Source organism: Stappia indica (genome assembly GCF_001696535.1).
In the GTDB taxonomy this organism is placed as follows: Bacteria; Pseudomonadota; Alphaproteobacteria; order Rhizobiales; family Stappiaceae; genus Stappia; species Stappia indica.
On sequence record NZ_MBQE01000001.1, the window covers coordinates 1437758 to 1454996 of the forward strand.

Below are 17239 nucleotides of genomic sequence, written 5' to 3' on the forward strand. Positions count from 1 at the left end.
CCGCACTCTGCCAAATCGATCAGGCGGTTGGAGGCGGGTTTTGGTCTCTTCTGCGGACCAATGGTCAGGTTGCCCGCATTGGGGGCGATGGCCAGAAAATGCCGCAAAAGGAGCAACCCATGACAATTGCCAGACAGATGCGGATCCACGCCTATGGCGGGCCGGAAATGTTCCGCGCCGACCAGGTCGAGCTGCCCGAGCCGCAAGCCGGCGAGGTGCTGGTTCGCCAGCATGCGGCCGGCGTCAACTTCATCGACGTCTATCACCGCAAGGGCGTCTTCCCGCTGCCGGCGCTGCCCGGCCCGGTCGGCGTCGAGGCCGCCGGCGAGGTCCTCGCCTGCGGCTCCGGCGTTACCGCCTTTGCCCCCGGCGACCGTGTCGCCTATGCCGGCCCGCCGATCGGCTCCTATGCCGACATGCGCATCATGAAGGCCGCCGCTCTCGTGCGCCTGCCGGACGCCATCGGCTACGAGGAGGCCGCCGCGATCATGCTCAAGGGCATGACCGTGCACATGCTGATGACGCGGGTGCGCAAGCTTTCGGCCGGCGACACCATCCTCGTGCACTCGGCCGCCGGCGGCCTCGGACAGCTGCTCGGCCAGTGGGCCTCCTCGCTCGGCGTGCGGGTGATCGGCACCGTCGGTTCGCCCGACAAGGCCGAGATCGCCCGCCAGTCGGGATGCGCCGAGACCATCCTCTACAAGGAGACGGACTTCGTTGCCGCGGTCGACGAACTCACCGGCGGCGAGGGCGTCGATGCGGTATACGAAGGTCTCGGCGGCGACATCCTCACCCGCTCGCTCGGCTGCCTGAAGCCGTTCGGCCATGCGATCAATCTCGGCCAGGTCGGAAAGCCGCTCGACAGCGTGGCGCTGGCCGATCTGGGCCCGCAGCGCTCGCTCACCGTCTCCGTTCCCGGCGTCTTCGCGCATCTGCGCACCTGCAAGGACCTGCAAGGCGCCGCCGACGAAATGTTCGCGCAGGTGCTGAGCGGCAACATGCGCCCGCGCATCGGCGAGCGCTTCGCCCTGTCCAATGTCGCCGCCGCCCATGCCAAGCTCGAGGCAGGCCGCACCGCCGGCGCCATCGTGCTCGTGCCATGAGCGCCGGACCGCTTCCCGACTATCCCATGTGGCAGGGCGCCATCGTCCGCCATGCGGACCTCGATCCCAACGATCACGTCACCAACTCGGTGATCTGCTCGTGGTTCGACGACGGGCGCTACGTGCTGCTGCGGCGCCACCTGCGGCCCGTGGTGGAGCCGAGCGACTATTTCGCGCTGGTGATGCTGGAGATGCACTTCCTGCAGGAGGTGCGCATGTTCGACGAACCGCGCGTCGGCACCGCCATCACGCGGATCGGGCGCAGCTCCATCGCCATGCAGCAGCATCTGCTCGTCGGGGAGCGGATCGCCGCGACGGCCACCTCGGTGACCGTGCTCGGCGACGGCGTTGCCCGGCGCGCCCGCCCGCTCGACGAGGCGCACCGGCGGGCGCTCGCCCCCTTCGTGCTGGCCGAGGCCTCTTAAGCACGCCGCGATTGGTCCGCGTCCCACACCAGCGCCGGCCTTGTGCCGACGCGGGCCAATGGCATCCATTGCCCCCGACGAACACGCACAGGACATCACGCCGATGGATGACTTCTTCACCGCCGAGGAGCGCGCATTCCGCGAGACCGTGCGCGCCGAAATCGCCGCGATGTTGCCGGAGCATCTGGCCCGGCACACCCGCTCGCACCTGCACATGCCCCGCGAGGTGATGGCGGAGTGGAACGCGATCCTGCATTCGCGCGGATGGTCCGCCCATCACTGGCCGAAGGAATATGGCGGACCCGGCTGGACGCCGATCCAGCGCTTCATCTTCGAGTCCGAACTTGCCCGCGCCGACGCCCCGCCGATCAGCGTCTTCGGCATCTATCTCGTCGGTCCGACGATCTTCAGCTTCGGCTCGCCGGAGCAGAAGGAGCGCTACCTGCCGGGCATCCTGTCGGGCGAGGAGTTCTGGTGCCAGGGCTATTCGGAGCCGGATGCGGGGTCCGATCTCGCCCGCCTGCGCACCACCGCCCGCAGGTCCGGCGACAAGTGGATCGTCAACGGCCAGAAGGCCTGGACCAGCGAGGGCCACTTCGCCGACCACATGATCCTCCTGGCCCGCACCAACATGGAGGTGAAACCGCAGGCCGGCCTCTCTCTGTTCGTCGTGCCGATGGATGCGCCCGGCATCACCGTCCAGCCGGTTATCACCATCGACGGCGCCCACTCGGTCAACTCCGTCTTCCTCGACGATGTGGAGCTCGACGCCACGGCCCTGATCGGCGAGGTCGACCAGGGCTGGACCTACGCCAAGTTCCTGCTCAACAACGAGCGCACCAACAACGCCCAGATCCACAAGTCGCGGCGCGAATTCGACCTCCTGCGCGCGCGCATCGAGGCGGAGAAGGGCGAGATCCCGGTCGCCTGGCGCGAGCAGGTCGCCCGCATCGAGACGGACCTCGCCGCCTTGGAAATCACCGTGCTTCGCGTGCTCGCCGACGAGACGGACGGGCGCGATCCCGGCGCCAAGGCCTCCATTCTCAAGGTGATCGGCTCGCAGCTTCAGCAGGCGATCAGCGAGCTCGCCATGGAGGTGCTCGGTGAGGAAGCGGTCGCCACCGGCCTGCCGCTCGCCAACGACAACGACGGCTACGGCGCCTACTGGGCCGAGAAGCATCTCTTCCGCCGGGTCGTGACCATCTACGCGGGCACCAACGAGATCCAGAAGACCATCATCGCCAAGACCGTTTTCAAAGGATGACGACCATGCGCCGCTCCCACGACCAGAGCGAGACCGACAGCCTGCTGCGCGCCAGCGCCCGCGAGTTCGCCCGCGAACGCGAAGAGACGCGGGCCGATGCGGCCGACAGCTGGCGCGCCTTTGTCGAGGCCGGCTGGCCGGGCATGGGCCTTGAGGAGGACAGCGGCGGCCTCGGCGCCGACTTGCACCAGTGCTGTCTGGTCCTGCAGGAGGCCGGGCGGGCGCTGCTCGTCGAGACCGCTGCGACCGACATTCTCGTCGCGCCGCGCCTCGCGCAGGGCGCACCTGCCATCGCGGCCCTGATGCCGGACCTGCTGGAGGGACGCGCGCGCTTCGCGCTTGCCGGACAGGGCGACACCGGCTTCTCGCTCGGTGCCGACGGCAGGGTCACGGGCCGCTCGGCCCTGGTGCCGGGCGCCGACCGGGCGACCCATGTCCTGTTCCTCGCAGGCTCTGGCGAGAGTGCGAGCCTCTGCCTTGCCGAGCGCGGCACCGCCGGCCTTCGCATCCATCCGGCCCCGCTGCTGGATGGGCGCACCGCCGCCCGCATCGACCTCGATGCAGCCGACACCGGCGACATGACGGTCCTCTTCGCGGGGCGCGAGGCCTGCGACATCGCCGCGGAGCTCGAGGCGCTTCTCCTGTGCGGTGCGGCCAGCGAGGGGCTCGGCGCCTTCGAGGCCGCCTTCGAGATGACCGCCGACTACGTGCAGACGCGCCAGCAGTTCCGGCAGCCGCTCGCCTCGTTCCAGGCGGTCGAGCACACCATCGCGGACGTCTATTGCGAGCTGGAGAAGTTCCGCTCCCTGCACATGGCGATGGTCAGCGCTCTTTCTGCCGGCGGCACTCCGGTGCCGCAGGCCGTCGCGCATGCCCGCCTCTTCCACGCCAGCGACGTCGTCCGGGCGGTCGGCCGGCTCATCCAGATCACCGGCGGCATCGCCGTCACCGAGGAATACAAGCTCGGCCGTATCTATCGCCGTCTGCAGACGGACGCGGCCCTGTTCGGCGGCGCGCGCCGTCCCATCGAGACCCTCGCCGGCACGCCCATGGCAAAGCCGGCCTCCTTTCACTGAAACGGGACCCCCAGCATGAAGACCTACCCCCTCGAGGAACGCTACGAAACGCTGAAGATCAGCCGCGACGGGCGCAAGCTGACCATCACCATGAACCGCCCGGACTTCCTCAACGCGGCCGACACCGTGCTGCACGAGGAGCTGGCGCATGTGTTCTACGATGTCGCCGTCGACCCCGACAGCGACATCATCATCCTGACCGGCGCCGGTCGCGCCTTCTCCGCCGGCGGCGACATTCCGTGGATGCGCGATGCCATCGCCAAGCCGGAAATGTTCGAGCAGACCGCCCGCGAGGCCAAGCGCATCGCCTTCTCCATGCTGGAGCTGGAAAAGCCGCTGATCGCCAAGGTCAACGGCCACGCGACCGGCCTCGGCGCCACGCTGGCGCTGCTGTGCGACGTCATCTTCGCCTCGTCCCGGGCAAAGATCGGCGACCCGCACGTCTCCATCGGCTTCGTCGCCGGCGACGGCGGCCCGGCCCTGTGGCCCCAGCTGATCGGTTACGCCCGCGCCAAGGAGTATCTCATGACCGGCGACCTGATGCCGGCAACGGAGGCAGAGCGCATCGGCCTGATCAACCACGTGGTCGAGCCGGAAGAACTGGACGCCCGCGTCGATGCCTTCGCCGACAAGCTGGCGAATGGCGCCACCAAGGCGATCCGCTGGACCAAGACCCTCGCCAACCTGGAGCTGCGACGCATCGTCGGTGCGGTGATGGATCCGGGCGTCGCCTACGAGGCCCTGTCCAACAACACCGCCGACCACCGCGAGGCCGTCGAGGCATTCCTCGCCAAGCGCCAGCCGGTCTTCACCGGCAAGTAACTCACCAACGGGCGGTCTCCGGAGACCGCCTTCTCGCCTTGGCACAAACGCAAAAACCGGACCCTCGCGGGTCCGGTTTTTCGTTTTCGGCTGCGGTCGACGGCCCGGTTCAGGCCGCCGACGAACTCACCATGTAGGCGTCGTAATTGTTCTGGAAGAAGCGCACATGGCGCTCCATCGCGTCGCGCGCGCCGTCCTCGTCGCCGGCGAGGATCGCCGAGACGATGGCCTCGTGCTGCTTCAGCAGCACCTCGCGCGGCCCCCGCAGGTCCGGGTTCTTCAGTGTGTAGACGAAGTAGTTCGTCACCGTGCCGCGCAGCACCTCGTTGACGAAGAAATGCAGCGCGCTGCCGGCCGAGCGGGCGATGGTGAGGTGCAGGTTGAGATCGAGATCGATGGACCGGTCGAGCGAGTCGATCGGCCGGCGCATCTCGGCAAGGATCCGCCGCAGGTCCGCCTTGTCCTTCTCGCTCGCATGCCGCGCCGCGCGCCGTGCCGCCCAAACTTCCTGGAAGTGCCGCAGGTTGCACAGCAGCTTGAACTCGCGAACGCTGGCCTCGAAGCTGTCGCGCGCTTCCCTCACCGCGTCCTCGTCGCCCTTGGCCGCCCGCGTCCAGAAGCGCTCGCGCGAGGTGACGATGCCGTCCTCCTTCAGTTTCTGCAGCGCATGGCGGATCGACACGCGGCTGACGCCGAAGACATCCGCCAGCCGGCGCTCGCCGATCAGCACGTCCTCCTCGCGCCCTTCGGCGCGGGCCAGCATGCCGGCGATCTCGCGGGCGATGATGTCGCTCAGCTTCTCGGGCTGGTGGGCGTTCAGCTCCCGCAGCACCAGCTCGGTGTCGGCTGCACGCCGCGCCGGGCCGCCCGCTCCCGCGATCACCGCCGAGCGCAGGATGCTGTTGTAGTCGCGCATCGCGAGGATCAGTGCGGCCTTCTCGCCCGCGCGCGCCGCCGCGACCATGGCACCGGCAGCCTCCGCCAGCCGGTCGGAGATGCGGTCGATGGGCGGCACCGAGTTGTAATAGCAGCGATAGCCCCGTGCCATCCGGCGCAGCAGCAGCTCGAGGCCCGGGCTGCGCGAGGCGCGCGCCAGCTGGCAGCGCACCCGGTACTCGGTCTCCGGATCGAACCGGCGCGAGGACCGCGCGACCGCCAGCAGCGGCTGCAGGATCGTGGCGACCTCCTCGGCCTGTTCCGAAAGGTCCACCCACTCGGCCAGGAACTCGTCGAGATAGGCGCAGAAATTGCCGAGGTCGTTGACGTTTTCCAGATTGGCCGCATAGAGCTGGTCGAGCTTTTCCGACGAGCGCACGACCCGCGTGCCGGCCCCTTGCACGGACTCGATGTAGCCGTTCTCCTTCAGCCGGTCGAGCGCCGAGCGCACGCAGATCCGGCTGACGGACAGGGTTTCGGCGATCTGTCGTTCGGGCGGAATGCGTGCGCCGGGGGCAAGGCGCCCGTCGGCGATCAGCCCGAGCAGGTTGACCGCCAGGCGGTCCGAAAGCTCCGACTTCTTCTGCAACTGCATGCGCAGCCGGCTGGAGCGGCCGAGCCCGTCCATCTCGATGGGACCCTGGCTTTCTCCGCGCAGGAGAACCAGCTTCAGATCCAGCATTTCGTTCATGCCAAACTTCCTCCCGACAGTCTGACCGGCCCTGCCCCCGCGGGGGTCCGGACTTGCCCTCGGGTTCCTCTCCCGGCCACCGTCTGCGCGGCGACCGGGCCCCTCGGGCCGTTAGAACCCTGTCCTATAACCCCCCGGGAATCAAACCGACGGGTACAACCTGGCCGTGGCGGACGCGTTCTGCTCGCGCCGTCTTTTTCTTAAATACTTCAATAGCTTGCGGGCGAGGCAGCTCCTCGCCTGCGCGCCGGCCGGCGGATTGGTCATCTCGTGTGACCAGCCTTCCCGTCCTTTGCCGGCGCGCCGCCATCGCGCCTACCCCAGCAGGCTCGGCAGGAAGACGACGATGGACGGGAAGGCGATCAGGAGTGCCATCGTGCAAAGGTCCGCGAGGATGAACCACACCAGCACCTTGGCGATCCGGTCGATGGACGCTTCCCGCCCGACGATGGCCTGCATCACGAAGAGGTTCAGCCCCACCGGCGGCGTGATCAGCCCGATCTCCAGGAATTTCACCACCAGGATGCCCATCCAGATCAGGTCGATCCCGACCGCGTTGAACGCCGGCAGCAGCAGGGGCAACGTCAGCAGCATGATGCCGAGCGGGTCGAGGAACATGCCGAGCAGCAGGTAGACCAGCGCGACGCCGATCACCAGCACCAGCGGGCTCGTCGCGTAGAGGATCGCGAGCTCGGAGAAATGCGTCGCAACGCCCGACAACGCCAAGAACCGCGTGAACAGGGCAGCACCGATGGCGATGATCAGGATCGTCGCGGTCATCCGCGCGGTCTCGATCATCGCGGTCGACAGGATCGCTCCGGTCAGGTTGCCGCGCACCAGGGCGATGACGATGGCAAAGAAGGCGCCGACCGCACCCGCCTCCGTGGCGCTGAACGTGCCGGTGAAGATGCCGCCCAGCACGCCGGCGATCAGCAGCACCACCGGCCATGTGTCGCCCAGCGCCCGGAACCGGTCGCCCCAGGTGACCGTGCTGTTGCTCGGCGGGCAGATGTCCGGCCGCAGCCAGGAAATCAGGATGATGACGAGCGAAAACATCGCCGCACTCAGCAGCCCCGGCACGATGCCGGCGATGAACAGCTGGCCGATGGGCACCTCCGCGAAGGTGCCGTAGATGATCATGACGATGCTGGGCGGGATCATCGAGCCCAGCGTGCCGCCGACCGCGCAGATCGAGGCGGCGAAGCCCGGATTGTAGCGCTCCTTGATCATCTCCGGCACGGCGATGCGCCCCATCGCGGCGGCGCAGGCGGTGGTGGAGCCGGACACGGCGGAGAAGACGGCCGCGCCCGCGATGGTCGAGATGCCGAGCCCGCCCGGGAGCGCGCTCAGCCAGGCGCGCGAGGCCCTGAACAACCCGTCGGTCAGGCGGGCGTGGTAGCAGACATAGCCCATCAGCAGGAACATCGGGATCGAGCTGAGCGACCAGTTCCCGCCGATCTCGTAAGGGGTCGAGCGCAGCAGGCCCCAGGACGCCCGCGAGCCGATGATCGCCCACACGCCGACGATGGACGGCAGGATCAGGGCGATGGCAACGGGCACGCGAAGGAAAATCAGCAGGACGAGCGCCAGAACGCCTGCATAACCGATTTCGAGAGGGCTCATCTTGCGTCGTTCTTGCGGGAGCGGAAGAGGGTCGCGAGCTTGACGGCGATCACCAGCGCGATGGCGAAACAGCCGATGGGCACGAGGAAGCGGCCGGGCCACAGCGGCACGGCCACCTCGCCCATCAGGAATTCGCGGATGCGGAACTTGGCCAGGGCCTCCTGCAGGCCGACCCATCCCATCGCGCCATAGACGAGACCGCAGGCGGTCAGCGCGGCCACCTCCGTCACGCGGCGCACGGGCGCGGGAAAGGCCTCCTGCACGAAGCTGACATCGATGTGCCCGGCGAGCCGTTCGACGCTCGCCAGCGGCAGGAAGATCAGCGCCGGCATGTAGTAGAGCGAGACGATTTCCAGCGTCGCGGGAAGCGTGATGCCGAGCACGTTGCGGCAGAAGATCTCCGCCACCACGTGCAGCATCATCAGGGCGGCGGCAGCCGCACCGATGGCTGCAAGCAGGGTATCCAGTCTTTGCACCATCGGCACGGTTCCGTTCGCCTCGTTCAGGTCCTTGCGGCCTCAGAAGCCGTAGCTGTCCACGTCGACCTTGTCGTAGATTTCCTGCTTCACGATGGCGAGCATCGCCGGCAGGTCGTCCCGCTTGCCTTCGAACAGCCCGTCATACTTGTCGAGCAGCTCGTTGAAGGTCTTGATCAAGGCTTCCGGGTCCTCGACCTTGTAGCGGTCGCGGGCGAGCTGGAGGACGGTCTCCAGATCCTTCTCGCGGAAGTCGTTCATCTGCGCGACCAGCGCCTCGGACGGCTCGACGAACTGCACGCCCGCCTCGCGCGCCGTGGCTTCGGCCTCCACGTCCGCCTTGACGTAGGCGTCCGCGACACCGACCACCGCAAGGGCGGCATTGTCGAGGATCACCCGGCGCTGCTCCGGGCTCAGCCCGCCCCAGAAGTCGGGATTGAGCGCCATCGTGATGTTCGAATAGAACGTGCCGACGCTCATCATCGTGGCGTGGGTCGCGACGTCGAACAGGTTGTAGGACTTGAAGTCGCCGATCGGCAGCAGGCCGACATCGACGATGTTGCGCGAGATCGCCTCGTAGACTTCGCTCGCCGGCACGTTGACCGGAACGCCGCCGACCGCCGTCGCCCAGCGGTCCCAGGCGCCGCCCGGCGTGCGCATGCGCAGGCCCTTCAGGTCCTCCGGCGTCGTCAGTTCCTTCTTGGCGATGATGTAGTAGGGCGTGGTCGAGTAGCTGCCGGTATAGACGACGCCGTTGCGCTTGAACTCGTCCTGGCACGGCGCACAATGCAGCATGGTCAGCTCGGTGACGGCGGCCGCCGTCGTATAGGGACCGCGGGCGCGCATGGCGAGATCGCCGAACAGCGCCCCATGCGGAAACTCCGCCGGATGGTAGGACATGACCACGAAGCCGATGTCGGCCACCCCGTCGCGCACGCCCGACAGCGTCGCCTTCGGGCCGAGCAGCGAGCCGCCCAGCAGCAGGTTGAAATCGAGCCCGGCCTCTTCATTGCTGCCGACCGTGTCGACGAAGGGCTGGTAGCCGCCCGACACGACAGGGTGCTGCGGGCCGAGCCAGACGCTCGTGGTGACGGTCTGGTCCGCCGCCGCCGGCGCGGCGACGGCCGCCGCGGCCAGTGCGAGAGATACTGCCAGCTTCTTCATATGGTCCTCCCAACGAATTCGCGATCCGGGGTTTCCGGCGTCATTGTATGCAATTAAACGCATGCTTTGTCATCAACTGACATACAAGGGAGGCTCTGGCCAGAGAAGAAGACCAATTGCATGCAATAAGGGCAAAACAGGTTATACTCCCGTCAAACGGGGACAGCCAGATGCGCCAGATCGACCAGAACCTGCCAACCTTGTCCGACGCGGTCGTCGCCAGACTGCGCGATCTCATCGTGTCGCGGGAGATCGAGCCGGGCGCCCGGCTGACCGAGACCAGCGTCGCCCGGCTGATGTCGGTCTCGCGCACGCCCGCCGCCACCGCCCTGCGCACCCTCACCAAGCTGGGGCTGGTCAAGTACGAGCAGAATCGCGGCTACTGGGTTCGGGAGATCCGCGTCGAGGACGTGCTTGCAGGCTACGAGATCCGCGCCACGCTGGAGGGTCTCGCCTGCCGGCTGGCCGCCGAATACGGCGTCTCCCCGGAGGTGCGCGACATCCTCGTCGAGTGCGTGGAGATGGGCCGCGCCCTCACCGATGCGGAACAGTTGAACCCGGCCGACCATGCCCCCTACCAGGACATGAACGCGACCTTCCATGCGGCGATCCTGGAGGCATCGGGCAATCCCAAGCTTCCCGATTTCGTCGCCTCCTGCCACGAGATGCCCTTCACCTCGAACCGCATCGTCTACTGGGGCTCGCGCGATGTGGTGCGCCGGTCCCAGTTCGACCACGAGCGGATCGTCGAGGCGATCCTCGCGCGCCAGGGCACGCGGGCGGAAATGCTGATGCGCGAGCATGTGCTGGAGGCGGGCGCCATCGTCGGGCAGAAATGGCCGGAGATCATCCAGGCCTCGCGCCAGCCCGCCCTTGCCGCGTCTGGCGCCTGAGGGCGACGGCGGGCTGCGCTGTTGCCGGGATTTTATGACGGCGAGAGGCCGTCGTCGATGGGGCCGGCATAGGCGTCCGAGGCGGCGCCCCAGGACATGTAACCTCCGTCCACCTGCAGCGTGACGCCGGCGACATAAGAGGCGTTGTCGGAACACAGATACAGCATCGCGTCGACCAGCTCCGAGGCATGGCCGAGCCGGCCCATCGGCGTGCGCCGCACGATCCGCTCCGCGTCGAGCTTTCCTTCCGCCACCAGCCGCTCGAAGAACGGCGTGACGATGTAGCCGGGCGCGATGCAGTTGACCCGTACGCCCTTCGACGCCCACTCGCAGGCGAGCGTGCGCGTCAGCATCGAGATGCCCGCCTTGGCGGCGCTGTAGGCGTTGCGCGGCGACAGGCCCATCACCCCGCCGATGGAGCTGATGTTCAGCACCGCTCCCCGGCCGCGCGCCAGCATGCCGCGGCCCACCGTCTTGGTCACCAGATAGGTGCCGCCGAGATGGATCTCGACCAGCTTGCGGAACTGCGCATAGTCCTGCTCGACCGTCGGCTTGAAGACGTCGGGAATGCCGGCGCAGTTGACCAGAATGTCGATCCCGCCGAGTTCGCGCTCGGCCACCTCCACCATCGCCTCGACGTCGCCCTCATGCGAGACGTCGCCGCCAAGCGCCAGATGCCCCTCGCCCAGCGCCGCGGCGGCCGCATCGGCCGCCTCGCGGTTGAGGTCGGCGATGGCGATCCGCGCACCCGCCCTTGCAAAGGCCTGCGCCCCGGCAAGTCCGAGGCCGCTCGCCCCGCCCGTCACCAGCACCCTGCGGCCGCTGAAATCCCAGATCGCGCTCACGCCGTCGCTCCGCCGTTCCGCTCAGGACGCACTGTCGCGCACGCCGCCGAACGTGTGCCAGGACCCGGCCGCCAGCCAGCCGGCATCTACCGGCAGGTTGATGCCGGTGATCATCGACGCCTTCTCCGACAGCAGGAACACCACCGCCGAGGCGATGTCATCCGGGCGGATGATCTCGCCGAGGCAGGTATTGTCGGCGAGCCGCTTCGGGTCGCGGTTGCCGAGGTCGATCTGCGACTGCAGCGCCGCCGTCAGCGTGTAGCCGGGCGAGATCGTGTTGACGCGCACGCCCGCGCGGCCCCATTCGGCGGCAAGGCATTCGGTCAGCGAGATGACGCCCGCCTTGGCCGGCGAGTAGGAATGCAGCGGCATCGAGCGCATGCCCGCGACGGAAGCGATGTTGACGATGGCGCCGGCCCGGCGCTCGGCCATCTGCGTGCCGAAGACGGCGCAGGCGTTGAACGTGCCTTCCAGATCGACCGACAGCACCCGGCGGAACACTTCGCTGGTCAGCTCGGCCGGACGGTGCGGCGATTGCACGATGCCGGCGCAGTTGACGAGGTAATCCGCCGCCAGCCCCTCGCCGGCCAGCGTTCCTGCCAGCTCCTCCATCGCCGCGCGGTCGCACACGTCGATCTCGGCGAAGCGGGTCCCCTTCGGCAGCGCCGCCGCATCGGGCAGGCTCTTGTCGAGGCAGACGAGCTTCGCCCCCTCCTGCGCCAGTACCTGCAGGCAGGCAAGCCCGATCCCGCTCGCGCCGCCGGTGACGATTGCGGTCTTTCCGTCAAATGAAGCGTACATTCGTATGTCCTGCCAAAGTGTCTTCAGGTCATCGGCGAGAAGCGCGTGGGCTGCAGAAACCGGTTTTCCATGCTGGTGATCAGCGGCAGCACGCCGTCCGCATAGGCGATCCACTCCGGATCGCTCCACAGCTGTGCGCGGCGCCGCGCCCGGTCCTCGAAGCTCTCGAACCGCCAGATATGGACCACCTGGTTGAGCGCACCGGATTCGGTGGTGAAATAGCCCTTCAGGTCGCCCAGAAAGCGCGTCTGGATGGCGAGGCCGTCCCGTTCGAACCGCTCCAGGTAGTCGCCGACCTTGCCCGGCACCAGCGAGTAGGTGCGTTCCTCGTAGATCATCCTTCCCCTCGTCCTTCGCTCTGCTCGCCTGCAGGGCCAGCCGGTCGGAGCACGAATGCAGGACCGCAGCCCGCAGGCGAACCTGCATGCCGTCGGCAGTGTTACTCGGGGAGCCGGGATGCGGCGACCGGGGGCTTGGTCTGTCCATCGGACCACTCGCCGATCACCGGCAAGGACCTTGCGTCGGTGCCAGGTGCCTGTAGCTGCTGGGTTTTCTCAAGATGCCGGCCACGCGCCGGCTGCGGATCAGCCGCGGATCAGGGCGCGTCCGACGTATCGCGCCGGCGGATGCGGATTTCGATCCGCCGCCGCTCGCGCATGTCGCCGGCTTCCCCGCTGGTCAGCCGGTCGCCGGGCATGATCAACTGGCCGGCCGACAGCGGCAGCACCGTCATGCCCGACAGCGCCGGCTCCGAGCGCAGCACATTGGCAACGGCGATGGCCCTAGCGAGCCCCAGCCCGGCATTGTCGCCGGGCACGATGGTGTCGACCGCCTTCCGCCGCGCCAGCACATCCAGCACCGTCTGGTCGAAATTGCTTTCCTTGCGCGCGATCCGCTGCTCGTCGGTATGGCCGATCACCTCGACGATATCGACGTTGTATTCATCGAGGCTTTCCGCGATGGTCCGGGTGATGTCGCCCCTCAGCGACTGCTCGAAGGACGGCGTCAGCTCGGCGCTGCCGATCTCGAAACTGTAGTCGTCGGCATCGCTCAGGCTGATGATCGGCGGCCATTGATGCGGCTGCTCGCCGCTCTCGGCTCTCTCCTGCAATTTCTGTTGCAGCTCGGCGAGGCGCTCCATCAGCTTGTCGACGGATTGCAGGTCGTAGCCGCCGGCGCGCAGCAGTTCGCGCGCCGTCGCCAGATCGGCAAGCTCCTCCACCGCGATGCCCTGTTTGTCCATCTGCAGCCGGGCTTCGCGCGCGCTGACCAGCTCGCGCCACTCCTCCTCGACGGCCGCCCGGTCCGACGGATTGGCGACCAGCGCCAGCCGGCGCCCCAGGTCGTCCCTGTCGCGGCGGACATCGGCCAGCTGCTCGCGCAGTTCCGCCACCTGCACTTCCGCCGCCTGCCGTTTCTCCCGCTCGGCAAGGATGATCGCAGCGGCGACGAGCAGCAGGCAGAACACCAGCAGGATCATCGATTCGGCCATCGTCAGGCCGAGGATCAGACCCCGGTTGTAGCCCTTGTGCTCGAGCTTGGCGCTGCTCATCGGCGACCTACCTGCCCGTCAGACGGAGAAACCAGCTCCCGCCCGGCGCCTCTGCGGACGGCCCATCCCTCGGCGCGCCCGGCGCGGCATCCGCTGCGGCATCCGGCGCCTGCGGGCCGTGCGGCTCGTCCGCCTGCGGCGCGGCGGGCGCCTCCACGACCTCCTCCCATCCGCGGCCAATCGGCTGGACCGCGGCGATCTCGGCCCGCACCTGCGGCGTTGTCTCTGCCGTTTCCGGCTGCTTCTCTTCCTGCCTGTCCAGACGCTCGACCAGCCGATCGACCGCCGCCTTGCTCTCAAGGCTCGCAGCGGAGGCCTTCTCCATCAACTCGGCGGAGGCCTTCAGCGCAGCTGCCGCCTCGGCGATGGGCGTCAGCGCGCTCTCCATCTTCTCCGCCTGCGCGGTGCTCAGCTTCAGCTGCGCGTTCATCGTCTCCACCTGGGCATCGACCGACTTCTGCACCGTCTTCAGCATCGGCTGCAGCTTCATCTCGATGACCTGGTCGGGCGAGCGCAGCCCGTCGAGGCGCTGCCTCAGATTGTCGACGGTGCGTCCGAGCCCCTCGACCACGCCGTTGACCTTGCCGGCGGTCTCCTCAAGCCGCCGCGTCGCCGTGTCGACCGCCTCGTTCGACGCGGCCGCCTGCCGGGCCACCTGCTCATGATGGGCCTGCAGCACATTCGCCATTTTCTCCGCCGCCTGCTGGATCGGCTTGATCGCATCCTTCGACAGCGCGTCGATGGCCTGGCGGATCATCTCGCCGTTCGTCTCGGCCTGCCGGGCGATCTCCTCGAAACCCTCCGACAGCATCTGGTTGCTGACCCGGCGATGGTTGGCGAATTCGCGCGCCGACGTATCCAGCTCGGTGCGCACGCGCCGCGTCATTTCCGCCAGCTCGTGGCGCACGCTGCGCTCGATGTCGATCGGATCGCGCCGCATCTGGTTGAAGAAGATCCGCAGCGCGATGCCGGCGATGGTCGAGGAAATGGCGACGCCGAAATTGCGCACGATGTCGTCGATGCTCGCCTCCGCACCGAAGCGGTAGAGCGAAACGCCGAGGCTGCACAGCGTGAACAGGAAGCCCATGTAATAGAGGTTGTCGCCGGCCTGCTCGTTGTGCAGCCGCAGGCCGCTGGCGATGAGCGAGACGAGGAAATAGGTGCCCATCAGCAGGATCGGCACGCTCGTCACGAACCAGGTCTCCAGCTGCCACAGCTTGGCCGTCCAGATGAACGCCATGCCGCCCAGCGTCACCAGGACGAAGAGGAAGACCGGTCCCTGGTCGCGGACGAACCGTCCGGCCCCGTTGCGGCGCGCCATGTTACATGCCCTCCAGCCGCACGAAGCCTGCGAACGTGCCCCGGTTGGTTTCGATCCAGATCTTCCAGAACGAGGCGAGCTCGGTCATCGGGAACCGGCCGCCCTCCCTCTGGAACGCCAGGAACCGGACGTCGATGCCCTCCAGATTCGTGCGGAAGCGGTCGTGGGCACTGCTGCCCCGATAGGCGTCGTTGTCCAGCCCGTTGCGATAGACCGAGAAGGCGTCGGTATGCTCCAGCATGTCGGACGCGACGATCAGGCGTTTCGGCATGCGCTCGTCGAGACGGGCGAAGACGGTCAGCTTGATGGCCTGGATCGCCGCCATGATGGGCGAGCGCTCCGCCCCGCTCGCGGTTCCCAGCGTGCTGCCGATCTGGTCCAGCGGCTTCTGGAAGCCCTCTTCCCAGCGCTTCTGGACCATTCGCGGATTGCTGGTCCACTCGTCGACGCTGTCGCCCGCCCCCGGGTTGCAGCCCGAGAAGGTGCGCGTCAACTCGCCTTCCCGCTCCGTCAGCAGATAGACCTCCATCAACCCGCCGGCGGGGATTCCCTCGACCAGCTTCTGGAACTCGTTGCGCAGGTCGATGGCCGTCGTCGTCGAGATCGGGTCGGTGGTATCGAGCAGCACCGCCGTTGCGCTGGTCGGCCCGGTCACCGGACATAGCGTCTGTTCGTCCAGCACCGGCCGCTCGGCCTCGCGCAGATAGAGATAGCCCATCCCGGCGACGATCCCCGCCGAGACCAGAAGCGCTGCAACGCCGCCGGCGACGAGCCCGAGCGAGCCTGCCGACGACTTACGACGTCTGCGTCGCGCCATTGCGGGCCTCCGGTGCGATGTCGTCCAGCTGGTGATACTGCGCCATCGCCTCTTCGAAGGCCTGGCCGATATTGGCGATCTGGCCCGACAGCTCTTCCTGGGCCTGTTCGATCTTGCGGGACAGCCGCTCGGCGTGGCTCTCGTCCATCGACGGCGGAGAGACCGTTGCACGCTCCAGCACGAAACTCTCGGAGAAATGCGCCGGCTCCGGCGCCGTGCGGGTCTTCCGGTTGGCTTCGCGATAGACGGTCAGCAATTCGTTGGCGGTTCTCTCCAGATGGTTCTGATGTTCCTGGAAGAGCTTCCCGAGGCGCGCCCTGTGCTCGATGATCGCGGCCGCCTCGCGCCGTCGCTGGCTGAGGTCGCGGATGATGTCCTGGACCTTGGCGTTGTGCTCCTCGCGCACGTCGCGGAGCAGCTCCACCCGCTCCTCCACTTCGCCGGCATAGTCGTCGCGCGCTGCGTTCAGCCGCTTCTGCACGCTGGCGAAGCCCACATACGGGTCCGTCCAGAACAGCCCGTCGAGGAAGGCGATGATGGAGAACAGCAGGCCGACGCCGAACAGCGTCCAGGAGTTGAGCTGCGTCAGCACGAAGGGATCGCTCGCCAGCCGCGTCACCACTTCGCGGCCGGCTTCCGCCAGGCCACTGCCTTCCGCCAGCTCGCGGTAATGCGCGAGCGCAAGGTTGATGATCACCGCGAAGGCGAAATACGCCCCGATGCCGATCAGGCCGAACAGTTTCAGCAGGATGTTCCGATGGGTGATGAACCGCACCCACAACAGGCCGAACAGCAGCGCGAAGGTGATGTTCAGGAAGGCGAAGGTGAAGGCTTCCAGCACGCCGCCGAGCAGGCCCCGCTGGCTGCCGACCGCGAGGAAATTGCCGTTGAAGATCGTCTCGATCAGCAGCAGCAGGACGACGAGAGCGATTTTCAGGAAGTACCACGCACCGCTCGACAGGCGCGCCGCCCGCCGCAGCTTGTGCTGCTCCTTGAAATGCGCCAGCTCGTCCTCGGCGATCTTCAGCCCCTTGCGCAGGCCGTGCAGCTCGTTGGCGCCGGTCTTCACCTCGGCCTTGAAGTCGGACAGGCTGGTCGTGTTCGCCTGCCGGATCAGGCTGAACTGGTCGTCGAAATCGAGATTGCGCAGGCGCTCGTCATAGGTCTGGAACTGGTCTTCCAGCACCTGGTAGGCGGTCAGCTTCTCTTCCTCGACGCGCGTGACGATCGACTGCTCCACCTCGTCGAGCGACTGCGACAGGGCCGGAGGCTCGTCCTGCCTGCCGCGCGCCGCGCCTTGCGTCCTCAACTCCAGATCGACGGCGATCTTTTCGCGGTCCAGCGGCGGAAACACATTGGTCGTGCTGCGAAAATCGTGGCTGGAGGCGCGCACGCCCTCCCACAGCCTGTTCAATGCATCAAACCGTGCC

The 17239-nt window shown here is 67.5% G+C and carries 17 protein-coding genes; 6 read left to right on the forward strand and 11 right to left on the reverse strand.

The annotated features are described in order from the left end of the window. Positions 1-119: 119 nt before the first annotated feature. Genes BBX35_RS06760 through BBX35_RS06780 form a run of 5 tightly spaced genes read left to right on the forward strand, consistent with a single transcriptional unit; the run spans position 120 to position 4690 of the window. The gene (locus BBX35_RS06760) at positions 120-1103 is read left to right on the forward strand and encodes a quinone oxidoreductase family protein (protein ID WP_067217455.1); all 984 of its coding nucleotides are present in this window, start codon (positions 120-122) and stop codon (positions 1101-1103) included. Then, positions 1100-1528 carry an acyl-CoA thioesterase gene (locus tag BBX35_RS06765; protein WP_067217457.1) on the forward strand — a complete coding sequence of 143 codons (429 nt, stop codon included), beginning with the start codon at positions 1100-1102 and terminating at the stop codon, positions 1526-1528. The genes BBX35_RS06760 and BBX35_RS06765 overlap by 4 nt, the downstream gene beginning before the upstream one ends. Positions 1529-1586: 58 nt before the next feature. Next, entirely contained in the window at positions 1587-2792 is a 1206-nt protein-coding gene (locus BBX35_RS06770; RefSeq protein ID WP_083206051.1) for an acyl-CoA dehydrogenase family protein, read from the forward strand. A 5-nt stretch (positions 2793-2797) separates the two neighbouring features. After that, positions 2798-3868 (forward strand): acyl-CoA dehydrogenase family protein, encoded by a 1071-nt coding sequence (locus BBX35_RS06775; RefSeq protein WP_067217461.1) that lies wholly within the window; start codon positions 2798-2800, stop codon positions 3866-3868. A gap of 15 nt (positions 3869-3883) precedes the next feature. Beyond that, positions 3884-4690, forward strand: coding sequence for an enoyl-CoA hydratase/isomerase family protein (locus tag BBX35_RS06780; protein ID WP_067217463.1), 807 nt, complete (start codon positions 3884-3886; stop codon positions 4688-4690). A gap of 109 nt (positions 4691-4799) precedes the next feature. On the opposite strand, the gene BBX35_RS06785 is transcribed toward BBX35_RS06780, so the two are convergent. The 4 genes from BBX35_RS06785 to BBX35_RS06800 form a co-directional block, all read right to left on the reverse strand. After that, positions 4800-6317, reverse strand: coding sequence for a GntR family transcriptional regulator (locus BBX35_RS06785; protein ID WP_067217466.1), 1518 nt, complete (start codon positions 6315-6317; stop codon positions 4800-4802). A gap of 315 nt (positions 6318-6632) precedes the next feature. After that, complete coding sequence (locus tag BBX35_RS06790; RefSeq protein ID WP_067217469.1) at positions 6633-7940, reverse strand: TRAP transporter large permease; 1308 nt, start codon at positions 7938-7940, stop codon at positions 6633-6635. Beyond that, entirely contained in the window at positions 7937-8419 is a 483-nt protein-coding gene (locus BBX35_RS06795) for a TRAP transporter small permease (RefSeq protein ID WP_067217470.1), read from the reverse strand. The genes BBX35_RS06790 and BBX35_RS06795 overlap by 4 nt, the downstream gene beginning before the upstream one ends. Positions 8420-8458: 39 nt before the next feature. Beyond that, positions 8459-9580 (reverse strand): C4-dicarboxylate TRAP transporter substrate-binding protein, encoded by a 1122-nt coding sequence (locus tag BBX35_RS06800; protein ID WP_067217473.1) that lies wholly within the window; start codon positions 9578-9580, stop codon positions 8459-8461. A 170-nt stretch (positions 9581-9750) separates the two neighbouring features. Between BBX35_RS06800 and BBX35_RS06805 the strand changes: the two genes are divergently transcribed. Then, positions 9751-10473: a GntR family transcriptional regulator gene (locus BBX35_RS06805; RefSeq protein WP_083206054.1), complete on the forward strand. Its 723-nt coding sequence runs from the start codon at positions 9751-9753 to the stop codon at positions 10471-10473. Positions 10474-10505: 32 nt separating this feature from the next. On the opposite strand, the gene BBX35_RS06810 is transcribed toward BBX35_RS06805, so the two are convergent. The 7 genes from BBX35_RS06810 to BBX35_RS06840 all read right to left on the reverse strand — a co-directional run bounded on the left by BBX35_RS06810 (position 10506) and on the right by BBX35_RS06840 (position 17223). Continuing rightward, positions 10506-11318, reverse strand: a complete 813-nt coding sequence (locus BBX35_RS06810; RefSeq protein ID WP_244271567.1) for an SDR family NAD(P)-dependent oxidoreductase — start codon at positions 11316-11318, stop codon at positions 10506-10508. A gap of 21 nt (positions 11319-11339) precedes the next feature. After that, positions 11340-12119 carry an SDR family NAD(P)-dependent oxidoreductase gene (locus tag BBX35_RS06815; protein ID WP_067217475.1) on the reverse strand — a complete coding sequence of 260 codons (780 nt, stop codon included), beginning with the start codon at positions 12117-12119 and terminating at the stop codon, positions 11340-11342. 23 nt (positions 12120-12142) lie between these two features. Further along, positions 12143-12457 carry an NIPSNAP family protein gene (locus tag BBX35_RS06820; RefSeq protein WP_067217478.1) on the reverse strand — a complete coding sequence of 105 codons (315 nt, stop codon included), beginning with the start codon at positions 12455-12457 and terminating at the stop codon, positions 12143-12145. A gap of 257 nt (positions 12458-12714) precedes the next feature. After that, the gene (locus tag BBX35_RS06825; protein ID WP_067217480.1) at positions 12715-13671 is read right to left on the reverse strand and encodes an OmpA family protein; all 957 of its coding nucleotides are present in this window, start codon (positions 13669-13671) and stop codon (positions 12715-12717) included. Positions 13672-13678: 7 nt separating this feature from the next. After that, a complete protein-coding gene (locus tag BBX35_RS06830) occupies positions 13679-14992 on the reverse strand; it encodes a coiled-coil domain-containing protein (protein ID WP_067217482.1) in 1314 nt (437 codons plus the stop codon). Between the two features lies 1 nt (position 14993). Further along, on the reverse strand, positions 14994-15809 hold the full coding sequence (locus BBX35_RS06835; RefSeq protein WP_067217484.1) for a hypothetical protein: 816 nt from the start codon (positions 15807-15809) through the stop codon (positions 14994-14996). After that, on the reverse strand, positions 15787-17223 hold the full coding sequence (locus BBX35_RS06840; protein WP_244271568.1) for a hypothetical protein: 1437 nt from the start codon (positions 17221-17223) through the stop codon (positions 15787-15789). Before BBX35_RS06840 ends, BBX35_RS06835 begins: the two co-directional genes overlap by 23 nt. Between the last annotated feature and the right edge of the window lie 16 nt (positions 17224-17239).

Excerpts from the sequence above, each read along its gene's own strand:
- BBX35_RS06775 (WP_067217461.1), top strand. The coding sequence starts at position 2,798 with ATGCGCCGCTCCCACGACCAGAGCGAGACCGACAGCCTGCTGCGCGCC.
- BBX35_RS06760 (WP_067217455.1), top strand. The coding sequence starts at position 120 with ATGACAATTGCCAGACAGATGCGGATCCACGCCTATGGCGGGCCGGAA.
- BBX35_RS06785 (WP_067217466.1), bottom strand. The coding sequence starts at position 6,317 with ATGAACGAAATGCTGGATCTGAAGCTGGTTCTCCTGCGCGGAGAAAGC.
- BBX35_RS06780 (WP_067217463.1), top strand. The coding sequence starts at position 3,884 with ATGAAGACCTACCCCCTCGAGGAACGCTACGAAACGCTGAAGATCAGC.
- BBX35_RS06820 (WP_067217478.1), bottom strand. The coding sequence starts at position 12,457 with ATGATCTACGAGGAACGCACCTACTCGCTGGTGCCGGGCAAGGTCGGC.
- BBX35_RS06800 (WP_067217473.1), bottom strand. The coding sequence starts at position 9,580 with ATGAAGAAGCTGGCAGTATCTCTCGCACTGGCCGCGGCGGCCGTCGCC.
- BBX35_RS06815 (WP_067217475.1), bottom strand. The coding sequence starts at position 12,119 with ATGTACGCTTCATTTGACGGAAAGACCGCAATCGTCACCGGCGGCGCG.
- BBX35_RS06790 (WP_067217469.1), bottom strand. The coding sequence starts at position 7,940 with ATGAGCCCTCTCGAAATCGGTTATGCAGGCGTTCTGGCGCTCGTCCTG.
- BBX35_RS06805 (WP_083206054.1), top strand. The coding sequence starts at position 9,751 with ATGCGCCAGATCGACCAGAACCTGCCAACCTTGTCCGACGCGGTCGTC.
- BBX35_RS06830 (WP_067217482.1), bottom strand. The coding sequence starts at position 14,992 with ATGGCGCGCCGCAACGGGGCCGGACGGTTCGTCCGCGACCAGGGACCG.
- BBX35_RS06765 (WP_067217457.1), top strand. The coding sequence starts at position 1,100 with ATGAGCGCCGGACCGCTTCCCGACTATCCCATGTGGCAGGGCGCCATC.
- BBX35_RS06825 (WP_067217480.1), bottom strand. The coding sequence starts at position 13,671 with ATGAGCAGCGCCAAGCTCGAGCACAAGGGCTACAACCGGGGTCTGATC.
- BBX35_RS06770 (WP_083206051.1), top strand. The coding sequence starts at position 1,587 with ATGGCATCCATTGCCCCCGACGAACACGCACAGGACATCACGCCGATG.
- BBX35_RS06795 (WP_067217470.1), bottom strand. The coding sequence starts at position 8,419 with ATGGTGCAAAGACTGGATACCCTGCTTGCAGCCATCGGTGCGGCTGCC.
- BBX35_RS06835 (WP_067217484.1), bottom strand. The coding sequence starts at position 15,809 with ATGGCGCGACGCAGACGTCGTAAGTCGTCGGCAGGCTCGCTCGGGCTC.